A 21,835-nucleotide genomic window follows, 5' to 3' on the forward strand; every position below is an offset into this window, starting at 1 on the left:
TCAGAAATCGAAGTTCACCATGCGATACATGATGATATCACCCATCAGCGCCCACAGACCGAAGATCAGGAATGCGGGCATGACGAGCGGGTTGTTCCATATGTCGCCGTAATAGCTGGGTGCAATGATCATGAGCAGACCGAACATGACGAGCGGAAAGAGCGAAATGATCCATGCGGACATTCGTCCCTCGGCCGAGAGCGCCCTGATTTTCATCCGTAATTTCCCCCTCTCGCGCAGCACCGATGAGAGGTTCGACAGGATCTCAGTGAGGTTTCCGCCTGTCTTGGCCTGGATGGAGAGCGATACCGAAAGCAGATGGAGACCTTCAAAACCCACACGTTGCGATAACTTCCGTACTGCCTGTTCAAGGCTGAGACCAAAGGTGATTTCGTCGGAAACAATACCGAATTCGGTGCCGAGCGGGTCAGGCATTTCACGCGCGACAAGGGCGATGGCAACTGTCGTGGGGTGACCGGCACGCAAGGAACGCACGATCATGTCGAGCGCATCGGGAAGCTGGGCAGCGAATTTCAAGATACGTTTATTGCGTGCGCGTCGAAGGACGAGAAGCGGCAGCGCAAATCCTACCAACAGAAAAGCGATCAGCGCCACGACGATGGAAAAGCCAAGAAGCAATGGCAGCACCAGCGCGAGCACCAGCCCGGCAAGGAGGTACATAGCGGCGAAAGCCAGCGGATTACCGGTGACGCCGGATTGTGTGTAGAGCCGGTTCAACATGACCATGCCAAAGATGTAATCGCCCGAATCGGTCAGCCCACGTTCGCGCAGCAAGCCTTGCAGGGTCTTTTCGGCAGGTGCCTCCTCCGCCAGGCGCGCCAGACGTCGGTTGATCGTACCGGCTCGAAAGCGCCGGGAGGCGTAAGACATATAAAGGGATTCGGCGGCAAGGATCATCGACGCTGCTGCAAGCACATAGATGAAGTAGAGCAAAGTCTGACCGGTCGGCATCAAAGCGGAACCTGCGGGTTGAAGGCATCTTTGGCGAAGTGGTGGCCAAGCGTCGCCGCTTCCTGGGCAAAGCGCGGGCGAACACCGGTGGCGCGAAAGTCGCCGACGATCTGGCCTTCCGCTGTCGAATCCCGGCGAACGAAATGGTAGATTTCCTGGAGCTGGACGACGTTGCCTTCCATACCGGTGAGTTCCGAGATGGAAACGACCCGCCTGCCGCCATCGGAAAGGCGTTGCGTCTGCACGATGATGTCGATGGCCGACGCAATCTGGGCTCGGATGGATTCGTGGGTCATCGGCATACCCGCCATGCCGACCATCTGTTCCAGCCGCGATATCGCATCGCGCGGCGTGTTGGCATGGATGCTGGTCATCGAACCCTCATGGCCGGTGTTCATCGCCTGCAGCATGTCGAAGGCTTCCTCGCCACGAACCTCGCCAACAATGATGCGGTCCGGCCGCATGCGAAGCGCATTCTTCAGCAGCTCGCGCTGACGGACCTCACCCTTGCCCTCGATATTGGGCGGGCGCGTCTCGAGACGGCCAACATGCGGTTGCTGCAATTGCAGTTCCGCCGCGTCCTCGATGGTGATTAGCCGCTCCTTGGCCGGGATGTAGCTCGACAGAGCATTGAGCAGGGTCGTCTTGCCGCTGCCGGTGCCGCCCGAAACCAGGATCGATTTGCGTGCCTGCACGGCGATCCGCAGCAGGTCGATCATCGGCTGGCGGATCGAATTGAATGCCATCAGGCGTTCGAGCGAATAGGGGTTCTTGGAGAATTTCCGGATCGATACCAGCGGGCCGTCGACCGAGATCGGCCGCACCGCAATGTTGACGCGCGAGCCATCTGCCAGGCGCGCGTCCACCATCGGCGCCGATTCATCGACGCGCCGACCGATGGCCGAAACAATCTTGTTGATGACACGCAGCAGATGTGTTTCGTCACGGAAGCGGATCGAGGTTTCCTCAAGCACGCCGCGCCGCTCGATGAAAACGCGGTTGTGGGTGTTGATCAATATGTCAGCGATCGAGTCATCCTTGAGCAGCGGTTCGATCGGCCCGAGCCCGAGCATCTCGTCGGCGGTGTCGCTGGTCAGTTGATCGAGTTCGCGCGCGTTCAGGGGCACGTTTCGACTGCGGACGAATTCGCGCACGATCGGTCGGATCTCATTCAGGATCTCGCCCTTGGACGCTGTTTCGAGGACGGCGAGATTGAAACGGTCGATCAGGTGACGATGGAGATCGACCTTGAGTGTGAGGAAATCGCCGCCATGCGGCGCGAGATCGGAGGCTGGGGAGGCCGGGGCAATAGGCAACACGGCCACCGGCTCGACCCGCGGCTCGCTTGGCCCCTTCATGAAACGGCCCAACATGGTGCTTCTTCCCCGTTAGATCCCCATCGTGAAACTAAGCGTTAACTACGGATGGCACAAGCGCCAGCCGCGCATCATGCAATTAATACTTCAGACGTAGTTAAGGTCAGGATTCAGAAACACGACCTTTATTTTGGTCAGGGGCGCTGTCCTAAATGAAACACGAGCTACTCGCTTTTCAATGGATAGTGCGTTTTTGTCACAAGGCGTCATGGAACCCACTTAAGGTCTTAGATATAAGGGAATATGCACTATCGCTAATGCTGCCTCACTTCCGCCATAGCCACGGCCAGATTGTGAACGAATGGTTCAGAGGGGTTGAAAATTCAGCCGAATCAATGTCTTGATTGGCGTTCGAGCGGAAATATTCTTGCCCGGCAATGTATCGGCAATGTATATGAGAGTTAAGGAACCATTAATCCCATTTGACTCTGGTTTTCGTCGGGACTTTGATCGAGATGACGGGGGATGCTCAGGTATGGATTTCATCCTTGGCTCGTCTCGTCGGGTTTGAGCCTCCAAAGGAGATTGGCATGAAGAAGCTCATGACGATGGCCCGGCAGTTCCGCGACGACGAAAACGGCGCTGCCATGGTCGAATATTCCATTCTGGTCGGCATCATCGCCGGCGCCGCGATTCTCATCATCGTCGGCATAGGACTGTGGGTGAACGGCCGGTTTACTGGCCTCTGTACCACTCTCAATGCCAGCGGCATCGGCACCTGCGGTGCGGGCGTAGGAAGCTAATCAAAATGCTCATTTTCAGGTCCGGATTTCGATCCGGGCCTGAATCCAATCGCGGCGGGCGAATTCCCGCCCTTGGGGTTTGGGGCTTGGGCTATGCGCGCCAATACACTTGTCATGATCATCCTCGCGGGCGTGTTCGGTGTGCTTGCGGTGGTTCTCATCAATATCTGGCTGGCCAGCCAGCGTAACGCCATGGCAGAAGCGAACGGTGTCCAGCGCGATACGGTCGTGGTGGCGGCGGTGGGGCTGAAGTTCGGCGACACTTTGACCGCCGACAAGCTGCGAGAAATCGCATGGCCGGCGGGCGCGGTTCCGTCCGGCGCTTTCAAGACGACAAAGGAATTAATGGCCGGCGAAGGCTCGAAGCAGGCGCTGCAGGCGATCGGCGCCAATGAGCCGGTTCTCGCAACCAAGATCACCGGCCCGGGCCAGCGCGCAACGCTTTCGGCAGTGCTCGGCGAAGGCATGAAGGCTGTTTCCATCAGGGTCAACGACGTGCTTGGCGTTGCCGGATTTGTCTTTCCCGGCGATCGGGTCGACGTGCTTTTGACGCGCACGGTGCGCAGCGAAGAAGGTCCTGACAAGAGTTTTGTCGACGTACTCCTGCAGAGCATGAAGGTGCTCGCTGTCGACCAGGTCGCCGATGAGACCAAAGACAGCCCGACAGTGGTGAAAGCGGTGACGCTTGAAGTCAGCACCAAGGACGCGCAGAAGCTAACCTTAGCTGCCGGCGCCGGCCAGTTGTCGCTGGCGCTTCGCCAGGCAGCCGCCAGCGAGGGCGAGACGACGGAACGCGTCACGCTTTCGGACCTGACCGGCGACACGCCGGCCGACGTTGCGGCCAGGCAGGCCGAGCTCGCCAAGCAGGCCGCGGCCGCGGCTGCTGCCGCAGCCGAACGCAAGCGTGCTGACGACAGGATCGCCGGGCTGACCCATGCCGTGGAGAAGGTGGGAAGCCGCCTTGACGAACTGGGCAAGGTAAAGCCGGCCCCGGCCGTGGCTTCAGCACCCGAAGTGCAAGAAGTCGTTAAGGAAGTGATAAAATATGTGCAGCCGGAGCCACCTGCGCGGGCTACGATCGGTGTGTTTCGAGGCGTGAAGCTCGAGACATATGATGTGCCGCGACAAAAGTAACACTGCTATTAGGCGTTGAATCAGGCGGCAAGGGGGGTAGCGTAGATGCGTATGTTCTGGGGACCACTGGCGGCAGCCGCACTGGCCTGTTCTGCGGCGCTATTGCCTTTTAGCCCCGCGGCTCATGCGGCCGATCGCAGGATCGACGTGTCGAACCCCAGCGTCCACCGTATCTTCCTTCCGATGTCACAGTCGGTGACGATCCAGGTGAATGCCGCTCTTGGCGATATCGTCGTCGCCGACGAGAAGATCGCCGATGCCCAGCCGATGACCGACAAGACGCTCTATGTCATCGCCAAGGGCGCCGGCACCACAACGGTCAATCTCTTTTCCGAGGACAAACGCTCGCTCGGGGTGATCCAGATCGAAGTCGGCGTCGACGTCAACGACATGGCGCAGGCGATCCGGCAAGTGGCGCCCAGATCACGGATCGAAATCGGCTCGGTCAACGGTAAGGTCAGGCTTGCCGGTCACGTCAAGGATGGCGCGACACTGGCGTCGGTCCTCGAGGTGGCGCAGCAATATGGACCCGACGCCATCATCAACTCCGTCATCGTCGACGATAGCCAGCAGGTCAATCTGGAAGTGCGCGTGTTGGAGGCCAAGCGCAATGCGGGTCGCGACCTTGGCGTGTCGATCAGGAGCACCAACAACAGCGGAACGACCCGCACCGGAACCGGTATTGCCGCCGCCGATGAGGACGGAGTGGTCCTTGGACCAGGCAATCTGCTGACCGGCCTCCTGTCGAACACAAATCCGTTCGCAGCGTTGATCACCCGCGTCATCGACAGCAACATCAAGGTCGACCTGATCATCGAGGCGCTTGAAGCCAAGGGCGTGGTGCGCATGCTGGCCGAACCCAATCTAACCACACTTTCCGGCGAGCCGGCCAGCTTCAACGCCGGCGGTGAAGTACCCATCCGCACCGTCGACAGTGATGGCGAGATCAGCATCGTGTACAAGCAGTTCGGCGTCAATCTGCTGTTCACGCCGATCGTGCTCGCCGACGACAAAATCCATATCAAGCTTGCGCCGGAAGTGAGCGACCTAACCGGTTTCACCCCCGCTGGCGACCCGATATTCACCAACCGCAAGCTCGCGACCGTCGTCGAATTGCGCGACGGCCAGAGCTTCGCCGTCGGCGGGCTTTTGTCGAGCAAGAACAGCAAGATCCAGAGACAGGTGCCGTGGCTCGCCCAGGTGCCGATCGTGGGCGCGATTTTCCGGAATTCGAGCAACCAGAAAGAAGAGACCGAGCTTGTCGTCATCGTCACACCGCATATCGTGCGCCCGACAAAGCCCGGCGAGCAACTGGCGACGCCGTTCGACAAGACGCGGCCCGCCAACGACCCCGAGTTTTTCGTGCTTGGCCAGTTGGAAGTAACCAAGGACATGGTTCGCAAATATGAACTGGGCGAAGGCGTCGTGGGGCCCTATGGCCACATGCTCGACCTGAAATCAAAGGACAAGATGCTCTATGTCAAGAAATAGAACCTTGATCCTCTTTTTGTGTGCCGGCGCGCTGACGGGCTGCGCCGACTATCTGAACCGGTACGACACGATGACCTTGGCCGCCGGCGACACGCAGAAATACAATTCGCTTCTGCAGACCGTCGATCCGCTCAATCCGGCCTCGAAAAATACAACCATCGAAGGCGACGGCGCGCGCGCTGCCGCTGTTGCCCAGGGCTACAAATTTCCACCACCGCCGCCGCCGCCGCCGGCCATCACGGTCAATGTCGGCAATACCGGGAAATGAACAGAAGGATGCGGTTTCAGCGCGCCAGGCAAAACGAGGAAACCTAGCGCCATGGAACAGAGAGTAAGGTCATGTTGCGGACCATTCGTGCGTTCTGGGGCGATGAACGGGGAATAGCGATGATACTCGTCGCCATCCTGCTGCCGGTGATCGTCGGCTTTGCTCTGCTGGTGATCGACATGTCCCGGGCCAACAGCCTGCACAACGACCTACAAAAGGGCGCCGATGCCTTCGCGCTGGCCACCTCAGCGGAGCTTGACGGCAAGTCGGACGCCATCATTCGAGGCGATCGCGCTCTTTCTACGCTTGTCTTCAATTCCTACCATTTCGCACAGCCACTTGCCGGCGATCCGCCTGGCGCGAAAGCGCTAGCAGCAGCCGGCGTGACAAGGCGGTATCTCCGTTCAATCCCGGCTGACGACAGCCTGCCGATAGCCGCAGGCGATGTGATCACTGACGAGGTTGGCGATGCTACCGACGCGAAGTTTGTTGAGGTGACCGTCACGCCGGTTGGTTTCGCGACGATATTCCCCGCCACTTTTGTTGGTAGCACAACAAACGGCTTCAGTGTCGGTGCGGTTTCGATCGCAGGGTTCAAGAGTGCCGTTTGCCACTTCACACCGGTATTTATGTGCAACCCGTACGAACTCGCACCGGGCGGCGTAACCCTTCAGCAGGCCGCAGCCGATCCGAACTTGCGCCGCCGACTGATCGAACTCCGCAAAGTCGGGAATGGTGCCGCCGCGGGACCGGGTAATTTCGGTTTCCTAGAGCCTCCCCAAAGCGTCGGCAACGGTGCGCAGGCGCTTGCCCAAACCATTGCGACTTCAAACCCGATAGGTTGCTATGGAAACAACAACGTCACCTCCAAAACCGGGCAGAACGCAGGCCCAGTACAGGACGCCTTCAACGTCCGGTTTGGTATAAAGACCACCGGCGGTCACTTCAACACTCCCGAATACGGTCCTGCCGCCAACGTGCGAAAGGGTGCGATAAAGACCCAAGGGAGTGCGAACCAGTGTCCCAGCTTTAACCAGTTGACCTTCAACCTGCCTGGGACAATGGGACTACCGCGAGACGCCGGTGTTACGCCGAACACAAACAACCGGGTGGGTGATGGCAACTGGAATCTAAACACTTACTGGAGTACCAACTTCGGGACGACGGCGAAACCGGCCGCATGGGCCACGACCAAGCCGACACGGTATGAGGTTTATCGCTACGAAATATCGGCCGGTCTGGCAGGGGCTGCGTCGAGCGGTGGGGAGAAGGGAACACCGCCCTCCCAATGCCAGTCCCCCATAACAACTGTCGATCGCCGCCTGATTTATGGTGCAATTCTTAACTGCAAAGCATTGACAGATGCCGGGAATGATTTGTCAGGCCATAGCGAGAATCTTCCCGTTGAATCGTTCGCCAGCTTCTTCCTGACCGAGCCCGTCTTATCGGCATCGGACGATGCCTCCGTCATGGTCGAGTTGGTCGATATCGCCGCAGGCGGACAGGGAACACTTGACAATTTCGTGCGTGACGAACCGCAGCTTTACAGGTGATGTGGTGTTGACGGCGTTGATGTCGATTTTCCGCAAGTTTGGTCGCGAGGAGCGAGGCACGGTTCTCGTCGAAATGACGCTGATCACTCCATTGATGATCAGCCTTTCGGCGGGCGTCTTCGAGTTTGGCAATCTTCTCCATCAGAAGCTGCTGATCGAAGCCGGCCTCAATGACGGAGCTCGCTACGCCGCGCGCTGTAATGCGCCATTTTATAATCCGATAGTCAATCCGGACGTGGACTGTGCGGCCTATGCGCAGAACATCGCCGCCACAGGATCGTACAACTGCAATGGAAATTGCAATGTTGCAAGCCGGGTCATGGGTTGGCTGCCGGGGACTGTCACGGTCGATCTCAATCACCTCGTCATACCGGTGACTACCGACCCTAATACTGGCTTGGCGAACTACCATAGCACGACAGCCAATGTCCGGGTGGTCCGGCTGGAAACCTCTTTCACTTATACCGGGGCGTCCTTGCTCAACTACCTTGGCCTGGGGTCTATCACCTTTTCCGCCGCCCACGAAGAACGCTATGTCGGGTGGTGAGATGCGCGCGTTGGGCAGATTCAGGAAAGAGCAGGCTGGCGCCGTGATTGTGGAGTTTGCCATCTGCATGACCCTGCTCCTGACCTTGACTCTCGGCTTCGTGGACTTCGGATATGCCTGGTACCAATGGAACGCCGCGACCAAGGCCGTCGAAATCGGGGCGCGCATGGCTTCGATTTCGGCGCCGATTGCGCCATCGATTGCGGCAGCAGGAACCGCGACAACGCCAGGCGATCCGATTCCTGCAGGCAACTACGACTACACATGCAACGGCGCCACGAGCGCATGCAGTTGCATCGGCACTGGTTGCGTGGCCGGAACTTTTACTGCCGCGAACTTCAATCGCATTTTTCGCGGCGACGCGACGGGCGTCGGCACCTGCCCGCCGCTTACTGCGGGGCAACGGCCGGGCATGTGTCATTTCTTTCCAATGCTTCAGCCCGCCAATGTGGTCGTCAGATATACAGCCACCGGGCTTGGCTACCTAACCCGGCCGGGCGGACCGGTGCCGACAATAACTGTCAGCTTGCAGAACGTGACTTTCCAATTCTTCTTCCTCGGCGGGCTGCTCGGATTCGGAAACGTCACCATGCCCTCCATGCTGAGCACGGTCACGGGCGAAGACCTGAAGAGCACCTATCCATGAACGCCATCAACACCAAGGTTTCTCCGACCAAACGAAAGCAGGTTGCACTGTTCTCGTCGGATCCGCAGTTCAAGCGCGAGGTGGCAACGCGGCTCGACGCGCTGGCCATCTACGATGTCCGGGTTTCGGAGACGGGTGACTTCCTCAAGGGCCCGCCCCCCGAGACGCGCCCAGGCATCGTCATTCTGGACCTTGGCAATGGCGAGCTGCTCGATAATGCGGGAATAGTCGCGGCGCGCGCCTTGTGGGCAACCGTGCCGCTGATCGCGGTCTCCGGCGAATTGACCTCCGAGCAGACGCGCATCCTGGTCCGCATGAACGCCTCGGACTGGCTGCACAAGCCGCTCGACGCCAAGGAGCTGCTGAACGCGGTCACCTTCCATGACACCGGCAACCAGGGCACCAAGAGCCGGATCATCACCTTCATCAGCGCCAGCGGCGGCGCCGGTGCAACGACGCTTGCCCTGTCGGCGGCGGAATTCCTGGCGTCGAAATCCACCGAACGGGCGGCTTCGACTTGCCTCGTCGATCTCGATTTCCAGAGCGCCAATTGCGGCGCTTATCTCAACCTGTTCAACCAGTTCGACCTGGCCGGGATCATCGGCCAGCCGGAAAGGCTCGATGTCGAACTGATGGATGTCATCAAGCTTTCGCGTCCGTCCGGCCTGACGCTCTATGCTTTCGAGAGACCGCAATTGCCGTTCGAGCCGCAGGGCGCCGATTTCGTGTTTCGGCTACTGGACCTCGTCGCCTATAGGTTCGACGACATCGTCATCGACCTGCCGAACAGCGAAACCCCCTGGCAGAATTCCGTGCTTTCGACGAGCGACGAGATCTTCATAGTCTTCGAACTCAACGTCGCCTCGCTGCGGCAGGGCAAGCGGCTCTACAAGAAAATCCGCGAGCTGCGCGGCAATGCGGTGAGCATCACCCTGGTCGCCAACAAGCACAAGCGCAAATGGTTCGGGAACCACTTCTCGCGCAGCGAACTCGAGAAGATATTCAAGGCGCCGCACATCAAGTCGGTCATCCTGGACAATGCGCTTCTGACCGATGCTTTGAACCGCGCGATCCTGCCTTCCGAAGTGGACGGGCGGGCGCGCTTCAACAGGGATCTGAAGCGGATGTTCAAAGAGCGGCTCGATGATGCTGCCCGCTAGATATCGCATCGTTGCGACCGGCGTTTGCGCATTGGGCCTGGTGCTTGCGCTGTCGGCCTCGGATTTCGCCCATGCGCGATCCGGAGTCTTGGGGCGCCCGCCGCTGCCGGCGATGGGCCCCAGCCTACGCAAGAGAGTTGCCCTCGAAACCACGGAACGGCCCGGAACGATCATCATCCGCAAGGATGAGAAGGCACTTTATCTGGTGACCGGACATGGCCAGGCGCTGCGGTACCAGATCAGCGTCGGGCGGGACGGATTTGGCTGGACGGGCATCGTCAAGGTGGGAGCCAAAACGGAGTGGCCACAGTGGCGCCCGCCCACGGAAATGCGTGCCCGCCAGCCGGATCTGCCCGAAATGGTGCCCGCCGGTCCTTACAATCCGCTCGGCGCAAGGGCTCTCTACCTGTCGCGCGACGGGCGCGATACGCTCTACCGCATACACGGCACCAACGCTCCTTCGGGCGTCGGCTTCGACGGAACATCGGGTTGTTTTCGGCTTACCAACACCGATGTCATCGATCTCTTCAAACGCGTCTCGGTCGGCGCAAAGGTGGTGGTTCAATGACAATGATCAGCGACCCGGATATACTGGCGATCTCCATTGGGCCGGCAGCCCACACGCGAGAGCAAGCTGTCATAGGCAAGGCCAGCAATGCAAGGACGATGGGCGTTGTCGCCGCCGCGGTCTTGCTGATCACGGCGGTGAACATAACAGCCGCCATCTATCTCTACCGCGGCATCAACGACCTGCGCTTTGTCGAAGGGCGGCTGGAACAGCTCGGAACTTTCGAGCAGCGGATCGCAGGCCGGCTCGATACGGTCAACAACGGTTTTCAAAGCCGGTTTGAAAGGCTGGACAGTCAACTGCAGAGTAGCTTCAGGCAGATCAATGGCAGTATTGCCCGACTTGAACAGAGCCTGCCCCTGGCCAATGACGACGTGTCGAGCGTAGCGGAGCCTTCCGTGATCGCGACCAACACCATGGCGGAAGCGCCGAGCGACGTCGACGGTGAAGAAGCGACCGAGCCCAGGATCGTCGAAGTGCCAGGCCTCCCCCAGAAGAGGATCGGGGCAGCGCTGCCCCCTGCCCCCAGCTCTTCCTACCAGCGCATAGAGCAACCCGACGGCAAGGTCTACTACCGCAAAATCGACTGAGCTGGCGTCAAGGGAGGTATTTCTGCGCTTGTGCGAGGGCGGCCCGCCTAGAGATCCAGTTGCAGAGCCAAGATGCGGGTTGCCAGGGCTTCGGAACGCCGTCGGGTTTCGTGAAGGAACGCCAAATGACAGTACGCGCATGCTGCCGCACCCAGAAGCATGACCAAACTGTTCTCCCAGGTGAAATCGAGCACCAGCGAAAATTGAGCGCCGCGAAGAGCGGTGAATGCCGCAATCGTGCTGGCGGTCTCCGAGTGACCGCTGACGGCCATCATCAGCCCTGCGAAAAGCAGGGCGAGGTGATTAGCAAGAAAGTAGAAAGCGGCTGACCTTCTCGCCTGGCAAGCCATCCAGCAAAGGGCCGCTGCGGCAGCAAGGACAAGGCCATCGAGGGGCATTGAGCCACCAAGATAAAGGTCGACCTGCTGCCAGAACATCGTCGCAAGCGGACGCAGTTCCAGCCAGATCCGCCACATTGTGGAACTGGCCGGATAGACCCCCAGCAAAAAGGTCGCGCCTCTCTCCGCCGCCAGGACCAGGAGCATGAGAGCCGGAAAGGCAAAAAGCAGAATCGGCTTGCGGTTCATGTCCCCCTCGACAGTGGACCAACAGGATAACCTGCAAAAGATCGCCAGAGACTTAATCAAAGGCGCGCTCCTGCCGAGCGAGCTTTAGCTAGCCGCCCTTTTATGTGCCATTTTGTTACATTTTCGAAACTTGTGGCCCCCAATCAGAGCTTTAGCCGGCCTTAAAACAATATCCACTCACAAATTTTCAAGAATTATTGAATAGTCTGTCAAAGCTCGGGGAGACATTCATCCGCCTCGATCAGGAAGCCCTGATAAGAGTGACCGCCTGCGACTTCTTATTTTCGGCGGCATCGAGGAAAGGTACCTAACATCACGGCACACAGCCTAGTCGACCAGAACCGGAACCCTATTACCCAGTGCGTGTAGCGACGGACAGATCGACGCTCGAACGAGACGGCAAGGCTTACTCGATCAGTCCGGGTTTAATCTGCTCGGTCGACATCAAGACCAGTCGAAAGACAATCCTGAATTACCTGCTCAAACCTACCAACAAGGCGGGTTAGGAGGCGATGAGTGAGCGATAGCGCCTCTCCTTCCGGCAATCGTAATCGGCTGCTTTTAACGATCACTCGAGAGGATTTCGGGCTGGAGTTCCGCGTCGTTGCGCGCGGCGGCATACGCCGCGGCATTCGTCTGGAAAAGGCTTTCTGGACGTCTCTGAAGCAGATGGCTGAAACTAGGAAATGCACAATCGGCATGCTGATCGAGGAGATCGCCGAGAGTTCGACCAAGACTGGTAACCTGACCTCGGCGATACGGGTGGCTTGCATAAACCGGCTCGCGGGTGAAAACCTGACCCTACGCAAGCTTGCTTCGATCAGAACGATCAACGCTATATTGCTTGCCTGCCCCTCGCCCGCTTTTGCCTTGGCATCATCGAAGAAGATCCTGACTTTCAATGCGCCGTTCCAGCAACTGGTCATGCGTCAGTTGCCGATCGGACCAAACAATGATTCACGACAAGATCTCAAACTGGCGCTGGATCTCAATGTGGCCGACATTTTCGCCCGGCTCGACGCCAATAGCGAAGTTCCAATCGCCAGCGGCTTTGTCATTAGGGCCGGCGAACGTCGGTACCGAGGTCAATTAAATTTAGTGCGGGCGCCCGTACCCGAACCGGAGTTGCTGATGGCGTTCGTCAACGGCGGCTAAAACTACTAACTCCGCGTTGGTTCCTGACCAGGAAACCTCGCGGTCTCTTGCCGAAAGCTTAGGGTTGCAGACCTTCGCCAGGTGCGACGGTCGCGAGGCTGCCTTTGATACTTCACCGTATATTGTTGCCAGGGGTTATGTGCCCGGTCACGAGGCAAATCAAAGTGCCACAGCGCCGTTGCGCATCCAGGAGGACAGCAAGCATTGGCATCTGTGGACGCCCCTTCGGACGCAAGCGATTTTTTTGGCGGTAGGCACGATGTCGGATGCTGCCATCTGTCCGGCCTCCTGATGCGGCCATCGGCTGCGGGCCCGTATGGGAGTTCGCGGACTGGATCCACATCAGCTTTGCGCGCTTGGGTAGCGCTCTGCCATTCCCTGGTTCTTCCAGCCCCGTCTTGCCGACTGTTGTGCCATACCTCCTTCGACCGACCTCGCGTCCCCGACAGCCTCTGACGTCGATCCCGGCTTACGCCGCGACCGCCGCCGGAGCTCGGTAACTTCCGCCCTTCGCCAAAAGGGCCCAGACAATGCGCGCCATCTTGTTGGCGAGCGCCACCGTCACCAGCATGCGCGGCTTGCGCGACAGCATTTGTTCCAGCCACGATCCCTTGGGAGCTCCGCGACGGGACGCCTGTTTGACGACGGCGCTGGCGCCGATAATCAGCAGGCGGCGCAGCGTTTCGCTCGCCCATCTTCGATGTCGCGCCGAGCTTCTGTTTGCCTCCGGTCGATCGCTGCAACGGTGTCAGACCCAGCCAGGCGGCGAAGTCGCGACCCTTGGCAAAGCTCTCGGCAGCGGGAGCAAGCGCGGTCAACGCCGTCGCGGTGATCGGCCCGATGCCGGGGATGGTCATCAGCCGGCGCGCCGTCTCGTCCTCGCGGGCACGGCGAGCGATCTCCCGGTCAAGATACGCGATCCGCTCGTCCAGCTCGGCCAGGAGATCCAGCATGACACGGAACATCGCGACCGCCGCCGCCGGTAAGGACGCGGCCATCTCCTCCTCGAGCATATCGCCGAGCATCGAGACGTAGGACAATCCCTTCGGCGCCACCCAACCGTACTCGGTGAGGTGTCCCCGGATGGCGTTGACGAGCTGGGTTCGCTGGCGAACCAAGAGATCGCGGGTCCGGAACACGAGGGCGGACGCCTGTTGCTCCTCGCTCTTCACGGCCACGAAGCGCATGGTTGGGCGCTGCGCTGCCTCGCAGATCGCTTCGGCATTCACCGCATCGTTCTTCTGCCGCTTCACGAACGGCTTGACGTAGGCGGGTGGGATCAGCCGCACGTCATGGCCCAGCGCCATCAGTTCACGGCCCAATGATGCGCACCGCCGCAGGCTTCCATAGCCACGGTGCAAGGCGGTTGCGCAGCGAAGAAGTCGAGCACCTTCGCCCGGCTCAGCCGCTTCGAGAAAACGCCTCGACCGCGTGAATCCGAACCATGCGCATGGAATACATTCTTCGCGATATCCAGACCGATCGTGGTAACCTCAGGCACGGACGCCCCCCTTCGAATGGTTGCAACACTCCATTCTGGCACAGCGATGCCGTCGGGAGGCTTCCACATGGGGTAATCGCGGGAGCGAGTCGCCCTGAAACCAATCATATCCTTGGAAGGTGGCTGTTCCCCGATAAGATGGAAATACGGGCTCACGACCTGACGCCGGGCCCAAGCATCTGATGGAGAACAGCCATGGAAGAATATATCGGTCTCGACGTGTCGATGAAAGAGACAGCGGTGTCGATCCGACGTGAAGGCAAGCGCGTCTGGCGCGGGAAGTGCGCCTCTGATCCAAAGATCATTGCCGAGCTTATCCGCAAGCGGGCGCCAGCCGCCAAACGCGTGGTGTTCGAGACTGGACCCCTTTCCGTCTGGTTCTATCACGCGCTACGCGCGGAAAGGGTGCCAGCGATCTGCATCGATGCTCGCCATGCCAAAGCTGCGCTCGATATGGCGGCGAATAAGACCGACGCGAACGACGCCGACGGTTTGGCGCATCTTGCAGAGGTGGGATTCTTCCGTGAGGTGCGGGTGAAAGGATTTGACAACATGCTGACCCGCACGCTTGTGGCGGCACAACCCGGCTGGTCCGGATCACCACCGAACTTTCCAACCAGATTCGTGGAATCATGAAAACGTTCGGGCTGCTCGTTCCTGCAGGTAAGGGAACCACGTTCGAGAAGAACGTTCGGCACCTTCTTATCGATCACGAGGAACTTGCTCTCATCGTGCTGCCGATGTTGGAGGCCTGGCGCGGCATTCGCATCCGTGCCGCCGAGCTTGGGCGCCAGCTCGTCGCAGATGCACGTCAGAGCCAGGCATGCCGCATGCTCATGTCGATCCCTGGCATCGGCGCCATCACCGCAACCTCATTCGCCACTGCCATTGAAGATCCGGGCAACTTCAAGACGTCCCGATCTGTTGGCGCCTGGATAGGCCTAACGACGCGCCGCTACCAATCCGGAGAAGTCGATTATGACGGCCATATATCCCGACGCGGCGACCGCCATTTGCGAGGGCTTCTCTACGAAGCGGCGTCGGTTATTCTGACGCGTAGCTCAACCGAGAGCGCCCTGCGGACATGGGGTCTCCAGCTCCGGGAGAGGACCGGCTTCAAACGAGCCGCCGTGGCTGTGGCGCGCAAACTGGCGGTGATAATGCATACGATGCTTAAAACCGGCGAGCTCTTTAATCCGAATGCAGGAGCCACAAAGTAAATCCGGATAGCGTTCAGAATCTGAACGCCTGAGGCGTCCCTGCCGGGACGTGAGCCGAGCCATTCCGCTGATGGGGTTGCACCGCTGACTCAGCAAAGTGCGTCGTCCACATTGAAGGCTCGTCCCGCGAAGCTCCATCATGCGGCGACCGATGTTGACCGCGAAGACAACCGTGTACCCGGCCAACGCATCTCCAAGCGCGAAGATACTTGACGTCCCCACCGCGATTAGACAACCCCATCAGCTTTAGACTAGCGGCAAGAGATCGCTGCGCGACAAGGCGGGGACTCTCAAGAAAACATCCAAAACGGATGGGCTGCGCGCTTAAGCTGGTTCGCAGCGCTATGAAACAGACTTGCCCGGCCGGTGTGTTGCCAAGCGACCGCTTTATCGCTCCCTATAGCCCCGAGCCGATCCACGGGCGAAAAGCCTTCGAAAGGTTTGAACCGATGTCTCCTTGAGTCAGTGCCGCGACGAGCAGTGAGCAGTCGAGTTCCTCCGGGAACGAGTCCTTCAAGTCACTCTGAGCTTCCATGCGAAGCGATCTCAATCTTGCTGTCTTTTCGGCGCGTTCGGCACGCTCAGTCTCAGCAATGGCCTTGGCAGACCTGTCGCTACGTCCCAGCCAACACATTTATATGATCCCGCGAAATTCCAATGCGCCGGTCATGCCTTGACTCTTTGAGATTGTCGCCGTTCGTTTTGATGACGTTGTTCGATCGGTGACCGATATGAAGCGCATCGCGCCAAAACGGGGGCCGGATAGGCCTGGGAAATATTGGGCCTTGTCCGGTTAGCCGCCTGCGCACTTACGCCCCGTATCTGGACTTTTTCCCGCAATGGACGCAAGCTGTCCCCGGGGAGAGGGTTGTGGGCAAGGTCCATCGTCATCGAGGCGCCGACCAGGCTGACCGGTGGCGAAAGCGCGCCGGCAGAAGAATGTCGTCACGGCAGCTGCCGCGACGGCTGGGTTTCATCTTTCTAGGCGTTGGTACGCTTGCTGCCGCAGTCGCTCAATTCGTCATCCAGAGCACCGCTGGCCTCCGGAGCACCATAACTTATTGGACAGAACCGCTCCCTCACGCCATGCAAGGCCGCGCGTCGGTTATTGATGGCGACACCGTCGAAATCGCCGGCAAACGGATCCGTTTCAGCGGCATCGACGCACCTGAGAGCCGGCAGTACTGCGAAGACGCCAAGGGCTTTGAATATTCCTGCGGGCGCCGCGCTGCCCAAGCCTTGGACGAATTCCTGGCAGCATCGCGGCCATTGCATTGCAGCTTTGTGGACCGCGACCACTACGGTCGGCTCGTCGGGAATTGCGAGCGCGCCGATGGTCACAGCGTTCAACGCTGGCTTGTCGAGGAGGGTCTGGCACTCGACTGGCCGCGCTATTCGAATGGCGCGTACGCCGCCGAGCAAGCCACTGCCAAGGCGGCTCGCCGTGACCTTTGGCAGGGTAGATTCGATCAGCCTTGGGATTGGCGTGCAGCGAACGCCGACAAGGTCGACACAATCAGCGAGCGACCGATCGGCCTTGGTCTTTTCCGTGGCTGCAGCATCAAGGGCAACATTGCGATCAACAGTGGGGAGCGAATCTACCATGTCCCCGGTCAGGAGCATTACTCAGAGACGAAGATAAGCCCGCAATACGGCGAGCGCTGGTTCTGCTCCGAGCAAGAGGCTCAAACTGCAGGCTGGCGAAAGGCAAGGCGGTAACTCACTGGCCCTCGAAGCGGAATTCACGTGCCATTCAGAAGATGCGCACGGCCGATTGTTCGACTTGCGGCCGCAACCCGGGGTGCAGGCGATCCCGCGTAGTCACGTCGACCGGGATATGCAGTTCATCCTCCAGAAGGCGCTTGATGCCCACCAGATCGAAGGCATTGAAGCGGCTCTTCGGATCATAGTGGATGAACATCAAGATCGCTTCCTTGGCCGGCTTCATCTCGAACCGTTGCCCCAAACAGGTAAAGCAGGCTAGCTGCTTCATGGGCCACTACATTTCAATCAGGACGTGGGCGACACCAACGACAATGCTCATCAGAACACCAAACCATGCCCACCCCTTCAATGCGGCGCGCACGTCCTCAGGCTCAGCGCCTTTCTGGTTGTTGTAGTCGTCCATAATCAGATCCAGGTTTGTCGATGGGTACTTCGTACAAATCAATAGAGGGTGGGTAACCCCAATCCTGCTCGCAAAGCATTCGCGCGGGATTCGTGCTCTTATCTTTCTTCGAGAACGGCAACGGCCATTTACATCGCATCTTATAATTTGACGCAGACAGAGACAGGACAAACCACACTCGCACACGCGCAATCTAGACAAGCTCGATAATTTCTCGCACAAGGTCCGTCTGGTCTGTTGATTATGCCGGAACATCTATCCAGCCTGCGACGTCCTCGCCCCTGCCTTAGATCGCATCGAGTTATAGCAGACGTGCCTTGGCGAAAAGCGGCTTGCCAACGCGGCAAGCCGGAGGCCTTCTCTGCAATATTCAAAAAGTCATGACGATCATTGTAGCAGGAGTCCGCCGGCCGGTGTGGTCGCAAAGGTTCCTTCCCTACTCGAACATGATCCGAGCGGCGCCTCTTTTGGCGAGCAACATTCTCCGAGCTTCCTGGATCCGCTCAGCCTGTTGTTTGGTATATGGACCCATCGGCCGGGTCTTTTCATCGCCGACGAACACGGCAATACCAGCGGCCGCTGTCCGAGAAGATTTGAACCAGGGTCGGTGCATCGTTAGCCGCCTGTTTGGCGACCTCCTCGACGAATTTCACGATCTTTGAATAACGCTGGACGGGCGCAAACGTGTCCAAGCCACTGGTTATACCTGGTTCCTGCTGCACTGAGGACATAGTCGAACTCCTTTCAGTCACAACCAACATTCCGCTTCGCCGTTCTGAACCTGAATGCGGGTTTTTTCGGAAGCCGAAGCTAGCACTACTTTGGCAGATTTTTAGCGGAGAGGGTTCTGCGGCAGTGGGGACAACGGATTGGGGGCGGCTGCGCGAGCGCGGTGAGGATGGCTTGCCTGACGGCGGGTAGGCTCGGTTGGGGCGGCGGGCCGAGGATTCTTTTTTCCCCCTCCCGCTTGTTTGAGGCGGCGAGATTGCAGGAAGGCGTAGGCGATCATCGTCATCAGCGCGTGCCGGTGCAGGCCCGTCCATGAGCGCCCCTCGAAGTGGTCGAGGCCAAGTTCCTCCTTGAGCTGCTGATGCGCCTGTTCGCAGACCCAGCGCGCCTTGATGGCGCCTGCGATCTGCTTGAGCGGGGTGTCGGCGGGCAAGTTGGAGAGGTAGTATTTGCGCTCGCCGGTCGAGCGGTGCTCGCCGATCACCCAGACCTCCTCGCCAGGCAGATGCTGAGCGCCCATGTCGCGGATGCGCTGGGGTGGGCCATCTGCAACCCGGACACGGACAGCGGCGAAGCGGGCCGAGAGGCGGCCTTTGGTGCCACGCCGCCAACTGACCGTCCGCCATTGGGCCTTTTCCAGCATCGCCTGCGCGGCCATCGACTTCACATCGGGGATATGCCGGCGGCGCGGGCGGCCGTGTCCGGCAACCGGGAAGATCATCGCCACGTCGGCGGCATAGACCTTCTGCTTGAACGGGATACCGACGGCCCAGGTAAGGCCGCGCTCGGTGAGCGCCTGCCGGAAGGGGGCGCTAAACCATATCCGGCATCGGCGAGCACGCAGCCAAAGCGTAAGCCGGCTGCGCGAGCCCGGTCGATCTCGGCCAGCGCGATTTCGGGCTTGGTCCTGTAGGCACGATGGTCCTCGGGCACACCGGCACGGTCGAGCCGGGCGGGATCGGAAGTCCAGCTCTCGGGCAGAAACAGCCGCAGCCCCACCATGACCGGCACTTCGCCAGAGGCCAGCGTCAGCGACACCAGCGTCTGGCAGTTGGCGTTCTTGCCAAGCGCCGAGGCATATTGCGGCGCGACGCCGACCGAGTGGCGCCCCTTCTTGGGGAGTGCGGTGTCGTCCACGATCAGCCACGCATCGTTCCCGCCAACTTGTCTGTCGGCCTCCGCGAGCAGCACCTTCTCCAGCGGCGCAGCATCCCACACGCCGCTCGCGATGAAGTGTGGTGCAGCTGGTCATAGTTGACGCCTGCGTCGCGCGCCGCCATCGGTTGGACGCTCTTGCGATCCCCAAGGCCAATCAGGCCAGCAATATAGGCCGGACACATCCGCGCACGCGTCTTGTGCCTCAACGCCGAGACGAACGGCTCAAGCCACCGCTCCAGATCGAGTTGCCAATCCCTGTTCATGGCCGGCCCCTCCAACAGCCGACCTCTCATGAATCACGCAAAACCGCTCTTGGGAATCCTCAAAACGCTCCCAGAACTAAAAAACTGCCAAAGTAGTGCTAGGGTCAGGACTCATTGATCCAGAAGATGAAGGCTGCAGCGAAGGCGATCGCCGACGGGAAGGTGTGAGCACATCGGTCGTATCTGGTGTGGATGCGTCGCCAGTCTTTGAGGCGTGCGAACATGTTCTCGATCCTGTGGCGTTGTCGGTATAGGACAGGATCGTAGCTGTGCTGAACACGATGCTTGGCATGGGGTGGGAATGCATGGCGTGATACCGCGCTCGACGAGCGCCTGGCGGAAGGCCGCTGAACTGTAGGCCCGATCGGCGAGCAGGGCGTTGGCGGCGGGCAAATCCTCGATCACTGCCGCAGCAGTCTTGTGATCATTGGCCTGCCCTTCGCTCAGATGCAGCAGCCGCGGACGTCCCTTGCCGTCACAGACCACTTGCAGCTTGGTGGTCAGTCCGCCTCGGCTGCGTCCGATACATCGGGATAGAGCCCCTTTTTAAGGAGGCTGGCGGCAGTGCGATGCGCTTTGAGATGGGTGGCATCGATCATCAGATTGTCCGTTTCGCCGCCCTGCGCGGCCAGTTCCGCCCATGATTTCCGCGGCGCCACGCGGCAGATGTGGCCGTTCTGAAATGCAATGCCTTGCCCCGGTGCCCCAATCGGCCGAATGTGCCGGCGACGGATCCGTTGAAACAGAGACAGGTCGTGACCGACTTCCGGCTTCGCGTGACAGCCAGTGACCGCCGGCTTTCGCACTGTTGCCGGCCGCCACACGACGCTTCCCCGACGCCCGCCTTGTTCGCGGCCGCACCGATGGTATCGGCTGGTCTGGGGTCGCGCTGGTTACGGGCCGGTTTCCTGGACAAAACGCAGCAAGCTGATGGTGCTGCCGTTCAAGCCCCGCTAGCGCTCGATATCGTACTGATAAGGAGCACCACGTTGCCGCAGCTTTGGGCGCGACTTTGCCCGCGATATCCAAGCTAGTCGACGATCTGGGCCGCGCCAAGCCAGAACCAACTGATCGCAGTCGCTGATCTTGAAGCCATACGACCCGGTTGGACCAATTTCAGCGTATTCCCGTTGAACCCAACGCCCCCCGAGGCTGACAGCACGTCGGCAATGACTTACGAAGCGTGTCCGTCGACGCGCTCGCCTGCGTTCGTTCCAACGCCTGGGACCGGGCGATTTCGCCCGGCCCCAAAAGATAGTATCTGATCAGTCGTTAGGCCGGCAACGCGCCGGATCTCTTGGCCGTCCAGCTGGCGATATAGTCCATCAGCCCGGGATTGAGGCAATCATAAGGTTCGAGCCCGATCGACTTCAGCTGTGACCTTATGCCGTCCATGCGGCTCGGATCGACACCGGATTCAATGATCGACGAGACAAAGGCGGTGAAGCCCGGAGGCGACCAGCCATCCTCCTGGAAGCGTTCCGGATGGATGAAGGACAGCCCCTTGAAAGCGTGGTCGCGCTCGACCGGGCCGTGCATATGGACGCCGCAGCCGGTGCAGGCATGGCGCAGGATCAGCGCGCCCGGATCGACCACCTTCAGCTTGTCGCCGTTTTCGGTCACCGTCACGTCGTTTGTACCGGCAACCGCCACGATCGAGAACAGCGCGCCTTCCGGCTTCCAGCATTTGGTGCAGCCGCAGGCATGGTTGTGGGCGATCTGGCCCTTGACCTTCACCTTGACCGGGTTGCTGGTGCAGGCGCAGACCAGCGTGCCGCCGGCAAAGTCAGGCTTTTCCCGTGGCAGTCCATTGTCGATTTTAGGATGCAGTTTTTCCGGCATTTTTGTCTCCTCCCGTGTTGAACATGTGCATTTTCGGCCGTTGGCTGGTTAGCCGGCGGCTTTCTCCTCCTCAGTAAACCACCACGCTCCTGATCGACTTGCCTTCATGCATCAGGTCAAAGCCCTTGTTGATGTCCTCGAGCTTCAGCGTGTGGGTGATCATCGGATCGATCTCGATCTTGCCGGCCATGTACCAGTCGACGA

Annotated in this window: 19 protein-coding genes and 5 pseudogenes; 13 read left to right on the forward strand and 11 right to left on the reverse strand. The window is 59.7% G+C overall.

Translation table 11 applies throughout. The features are described 5' to 3' along the window. Both NKH83_RS30145 and NKH83_RS30150 read right to left on the reverse strand, forming a co-directional pair. Positions 1-972 (reverse strand): type II secretion system F family protein, encoded by a 972-nt coding sequence (locus NKH83_RS30145; RefSeq protein ID WP_352808679.1) that lies wholly within the window; start codon positions 970-972, stop codon positions 1-3. Further along, a complete protein-coding gene (locus NKH83_RS30150; protein WP_352808681.1) occupies positions 972-2,345 on the reverse strand; it encodes a TadA family conjugal transfer-associated ATPase in 1,374 nt (457 codons plus the stop codon). The genes NKH83_RS30145 and NKH83_RS30150 overlap by 1 nt, the downstream gene beginning before the upstream one ends. A 533-nt stretch (positions 2,346-2,878) precedes the next feature. Here NKH83_RS30150 and NKH83_RS30155 point away from each other — a divergent pair. The 10 genes from NKH83_RS30155 to NKH83_RS30200 all read left to right on the forward strand — a co-directional run bounded on the left by NKH83_RS30155 (position 2,879) and on the right by NKH83_RS30200 (position 11,048). After that, positions 2,879-3,091 carry a Flp family type IVb pilin gene (locus tag NKH83_RS30155; RefSeq protein ID WP_095826439.1) on the forward strand — a complete coding sequence of 71 codons (213 nt, stop codon included), beginning with the start codon at positions 2,879-2,881 and terminating at the stop codon, positions 3,089-3,091. A 93-nt stretch (positions 3,092-3,184) separates the two neighbouring features. Then, entirely contained in the window at positions 3,185-4,225 is a 1,041-nt protein-coding gene (gene cpaB / locus NKH83_RS30160) for a Flp pilus assembly protein CpaB (RefSeq protein WP_352808683.1), read from the forward strand. Between the two features lie 45 nt (positions 4,226-4,270). Next, the gene (locus NKH83_RS30165) at positions 4,271-5,716 is read left to right on the forward strand and encodes a type II and III secretion system protein family protein (protein WP_352808685.1); all 1,446 of its coding nucleotides are present in this window, start codon (positions 4,271-4,273) and stop codon (positions 5,714-5,716) included. Positions 5,717-5,720: 4 nt separating this feature from the next. Then, a complete protein-coding gene (locus NKH83_RS30170; protein ID WP_352808687.1) occupies positions 5,721-5,984 on the forward strand; it encodes a hypothetical protein in 264 nt (87 codons plus the stop codon). Between the two features lie 71 nt (positions 5,985-6,055). After that, positions 6,056-7,537 (forward strand): pilus assembly protein TadG-related protein, encoded by a 1,482-nt coding sequence (locus NKH83_RS30175; protein WP_352808690.1) that lies wholly within the window; start codon positions 6,056-6,058, stop codon positions 7,535-7,537. Then, a complete protein-coding gene (locus tag NKH83_RS30180) occupies positions 7,512-8,084 on the forward strand; it encodes a TadE/TadG family type IV pilus assembly protein (RefSeq protein ID WP_352808692.1) in 573 nt (190 codons plus the stop codon). Before NKH83_RS30175 ends, NKH83_RS30180 begins: the two co-directional genes overlap by 26 nt. Then, the gene (locus NKH83_RS30185; protein ID WP_352808694.1) at positions 8,071-8,730 is read left to right on the forward strand and encodes a TadE/TadG family type IV pilus assembly protein; all 660 of its coding nucleotides are present in this window, start codon (positions 8,071-8,073) and stop codon (positions 8,728-8,730) included. The genes NKH83_RS30180 and NKH83_RS30185 overlap by 14 nt, the downstream gene beginning before the upstream one ends. Continuing rightward, a complete protein-coding gene (locus tag NKH83_RS30190) occupies positions 8,727-9,890 on the forward strand; it encodes a CpaE/TadZ family protein (RefSeq protein ID WP_352808696.1) in 1,164 nt (387 codons plus the stop codon). The genes NKH83_RS30185 and NKH83_RS30190 overlap by 4 nt, the downstream gene beginning before the upstream one ends. Continuing rightward, entirely contained in the window at positions 9,874-10,458 is a 585-nt protein-coding gene (locus tag NKH83_RS30195; RefSeq protein ID WP_352808698.1) for a L,D-transpeptidase, read from the forward strand. Before NKH83_RS30190 ends, NKH83_RS30195 begins: the two co-directional genes overlap by 17 nt. After that, positions 10,455-11,048, forward strand: coding sequence for a hypothetical protein (locus tag NKH83_RS30200; RefSeq protein ID WP_352808700.1), 594 nt, complete (start codon positions 10,455-10,457; stop codon positions 11,046-11,048). Before NKH83_RS30195 ends, NKH83_RS30200 begins: the two co-directional genes overlap by 4 nt. A gap of 47 nt (positions 11,049-11,095) precedes the next feature. Here NKH83_RS30200 and NKH83_RS30205 read toward each other — a convergent pair whose 3' ends face one another. Then, positions 11,096-11,635 (reverse strand): hypothetical protein, encoded by a 540-nt coding sequence (locus NKH83_RS30205; RefSeq protein WP_352808702.1) that lies wholly within the window; start codon positions 11,633-11,635, stop codon positions 11,096-11,098. 516 nt (positions 11,636-12,151) lie between these two features. Between NKH83_RS30205 and NKH83_RS30210 the strand changes: the two genes are divergently transcribed. After that, positions 12,152-12,790: a ribbon-helix-helix domain-containing protein gene (locus NKH83_RS30210; RefSeq protein ID WP_352808703.1), complete on the forward strand. Its 639-nt coding sequence runs from the start codon at positions 12,152-12,154 to the stop codon at positions 12,788-12,790. 469 nt (positions 12,791-13,259) lie between these two features. Here the strand turns inward: NKH83_RS30210 and NKH83_RS30215 are convergent. Further along, positions 13,260-14,291, reverse strand: a pseudogene (locus NKH83_RS30215) (IS110 family RNA-guided transposase). Between the two features lie 195 nt (positions 14,292-14,486). On the opposite strand from NKH83_RS30215, the pseudogene NKH83_RS30220 reads away from it, so the two are divergent. Together NKH83_RS30220 and NKH83_RS30225 are read left to right on the forward strand one after the other, a co-directional pair. Then, positions 14,487-15,511 (forward strand): annotated as a pseudogene (locus NKH83_RS30220) (IS110 family RNA-guided transposase). Positions 15,512-16,381: 870 nt separating this feature from the next. Further along, on the forward strand, positions 16,382-17,230 hold the full coding sequence (locus tag NKH83_RS30225; RefSeq protein WP_352808705.1) for a thermonuclease family protein: 849 nt from the start codon (positions 16,382-16,384) through the stop codon (positions 17,228-17,230). 34 nt (positions 17,231-17,264) lie between these two features. On the opposite strand, the gene NKH83_RS30230 is transcribed toward NKH83_RS30225, so the two are convergent. The 7 genes and pseudogenes from NKH83_RS30230 to NKH83_RS30260 all read right to left on the reverse strand — a co-directional run. After that, positions 17,265-17,504, reverse strand: coding sequence for a hypothetical protein (locus NKH83_RS30230; protein ID WP_502895650.1), 240 nt, complete (start codon positions 17,502-17,504; stop codon positions 17,265-17,267). A 6-nt stretch (positions 17,505-17,510) separates the two neighbouring features. Continuing rightward, the gene (locus tag NKH83_RS30235; protein ID WP_352808707.1) at positions 17,511-17,639 is read right to left on the reverse strand and encodes a hypothetical protein; all 129 of its coding nucleotides are present in this window, start codon (positions 17,637-17,639) and stop codon (positions 17,511-17,513) included. Positions 17,640-18,471: 832 nt separating this feature from the next. Further along, a pseudogene (locus NKH83_RS30240) lies at positions 18,472-19,826 on the reverse strand (IS701 family transposase). A gap of 196 nt (positions 19,827-20,022) precedes the next feature. Beyond that, positions 20,023-20,275: pseudogene (locus NKH83_RS30245) on the reverse strand (transposase); the annotation flags it as partial. Positions 20,276-20,289: 14 nt separating this feature from the next. Next, a complete protein-coding gene (locus tag NKH83_RS30250) occupies positions 20,290-20,595 on the reverse strand; it encodes a hypothetical protein (protein WP_352808708.1) in 306 nt (101 codons plus the stop codon). Positions 20,596-21,061: 466 nt separating this feature from the next. Then, positions 21,062-21,631 carry an S-(hydroxymethyl)glutathione synthase gene (gene gfa / locus NKH83_RS30255; protein ID WP_352808709.1) on the reverse strand — a complete coding sequence of 190 codons (570 nt, stop codon included), beginning with the start codon at positions 21,629-21,631 and terminating at the stop codon, positions 21,062-21,064. Between the two features lie 70 nt (positions 21,632-21,701). Then, a pseudogene (locus NKH83_RS30260) lies at positions 21,702-21,835 on the reverse strand (S-(hydroxymethyl)glutathione dehydrogenase); the annotation flags it as partial.

This window comes from Mesorhizobium sp. M0909, assembly GCF_040319515.1.
In the GTDB taxonomy this organism is placed as follows: domain Bacteria; phylum Pseudomonadota; class Alphaproteobacteria; order Rhizobiales; family Rhizobiaceae; genus Mesorhizobium.

Excerpts from the sequence above, each read along its gene's own strand:
- NKH83_RS30145 (WP_352808679.1), bottom strand. The coding sequence starts at position 972 with ATGCCGACCGGTCAGACTTTGCTCTACTTCATCTATGTGCTTGCAGCA.
- NKH83_RS30150 (WP_352808681.1), bottom strand. The coding sequence starts at position 2,345 with ATGTTGGGCCGTTTCATGAAGGGGCCAAGCGAGCCGCGGGTCGAGCCG.
- NKH83_RS30155 (WP_095826439.1), top strand. The coding sequence starts at position 2,879 with ATGAAGAAGCTCATGACGATGGCCCGGCAGTTCCGCGACGACGAAAAC.
- cpaB (WP_352808683.1), top strand. The coding sequence starts at position 3,185 with ATGCGCGCCAATACACTTGTCATGATCATCCTCGCGGGCGTGTTCGGT.
- NKH83_RS30165 (WP_352808685.1), top strand. The coding sequence starts at position 4,271 with ATGCGTATGTTCTGGGGACCACTGGCGGCAGCCGCACTGGCCTGTTCT.
- NKH83_RS30175 (WP_352808690.1), top strand. The coding sequence starts at position 6,056 with ATGTTGCGGACCATTCGTGCGTTCTGGGGCGATGAACGGGGAATAGCG.
- NKH83_RS30185 (WP_352808694.1), top strand. The coding sequence starts at position 8,071 with ATGTCGGGTGGTGAGATGCGCGCGTTGGGCAGATTCAGGAAAGAGCAG.
- NKH83_RS30190 (WP_352808696.1), top strand. The coding sequence starts at position 8,727 with ATGAACGCCATCAACACCAAGGTTTCTCCGACCAAACGAAAGCAGGTT.
- NKH83_RS30195 (WP_352808698.1), top strand. The coding sequence starts at position 9,874 with ATGATGCTGCCCGCTAGATATCGCATCGTTGCGACCGGCGTTTGCGCA.
- NKH83_RS30200 (WP_352808700.1), top strand. The coding sequence starts at position 10,455 with ATGACAATGATCAGCGACCCGGATATACTGGCGATCTCCATTGGGCCG.
- NKH83_RS30205 (WP_352808702.1), bottom strand. The coding sequence starts at position 11,635 with ATGAACCGCAAGCCGATTCTGCTTTTTGCCTTTCCGGCTCTCATGCTC.
- NKH83_RS30230 (WP_502895650.1), bottom strand. The coding sequence starts at position 17,504 with ATGAAGCAGCTAGCCTGCTTTACCTGTTTGGGGCAACGGTTCGAGATG.
- NKH83_RS30235 (WP_352808707.1), bottom strand. The coding sequence starts at position 17,639 with ATGGACGACTACAACAACCAGAAAGGCGCTGAGCCTGAGGACGTGCGC.
- gfa (WP_352808709.1), bottom strand. The coding sequence starts at position 21,631 with ATGCCGGAAAAACTGCATCCTAAAATCGACAATGGACTGCCACGGGAA.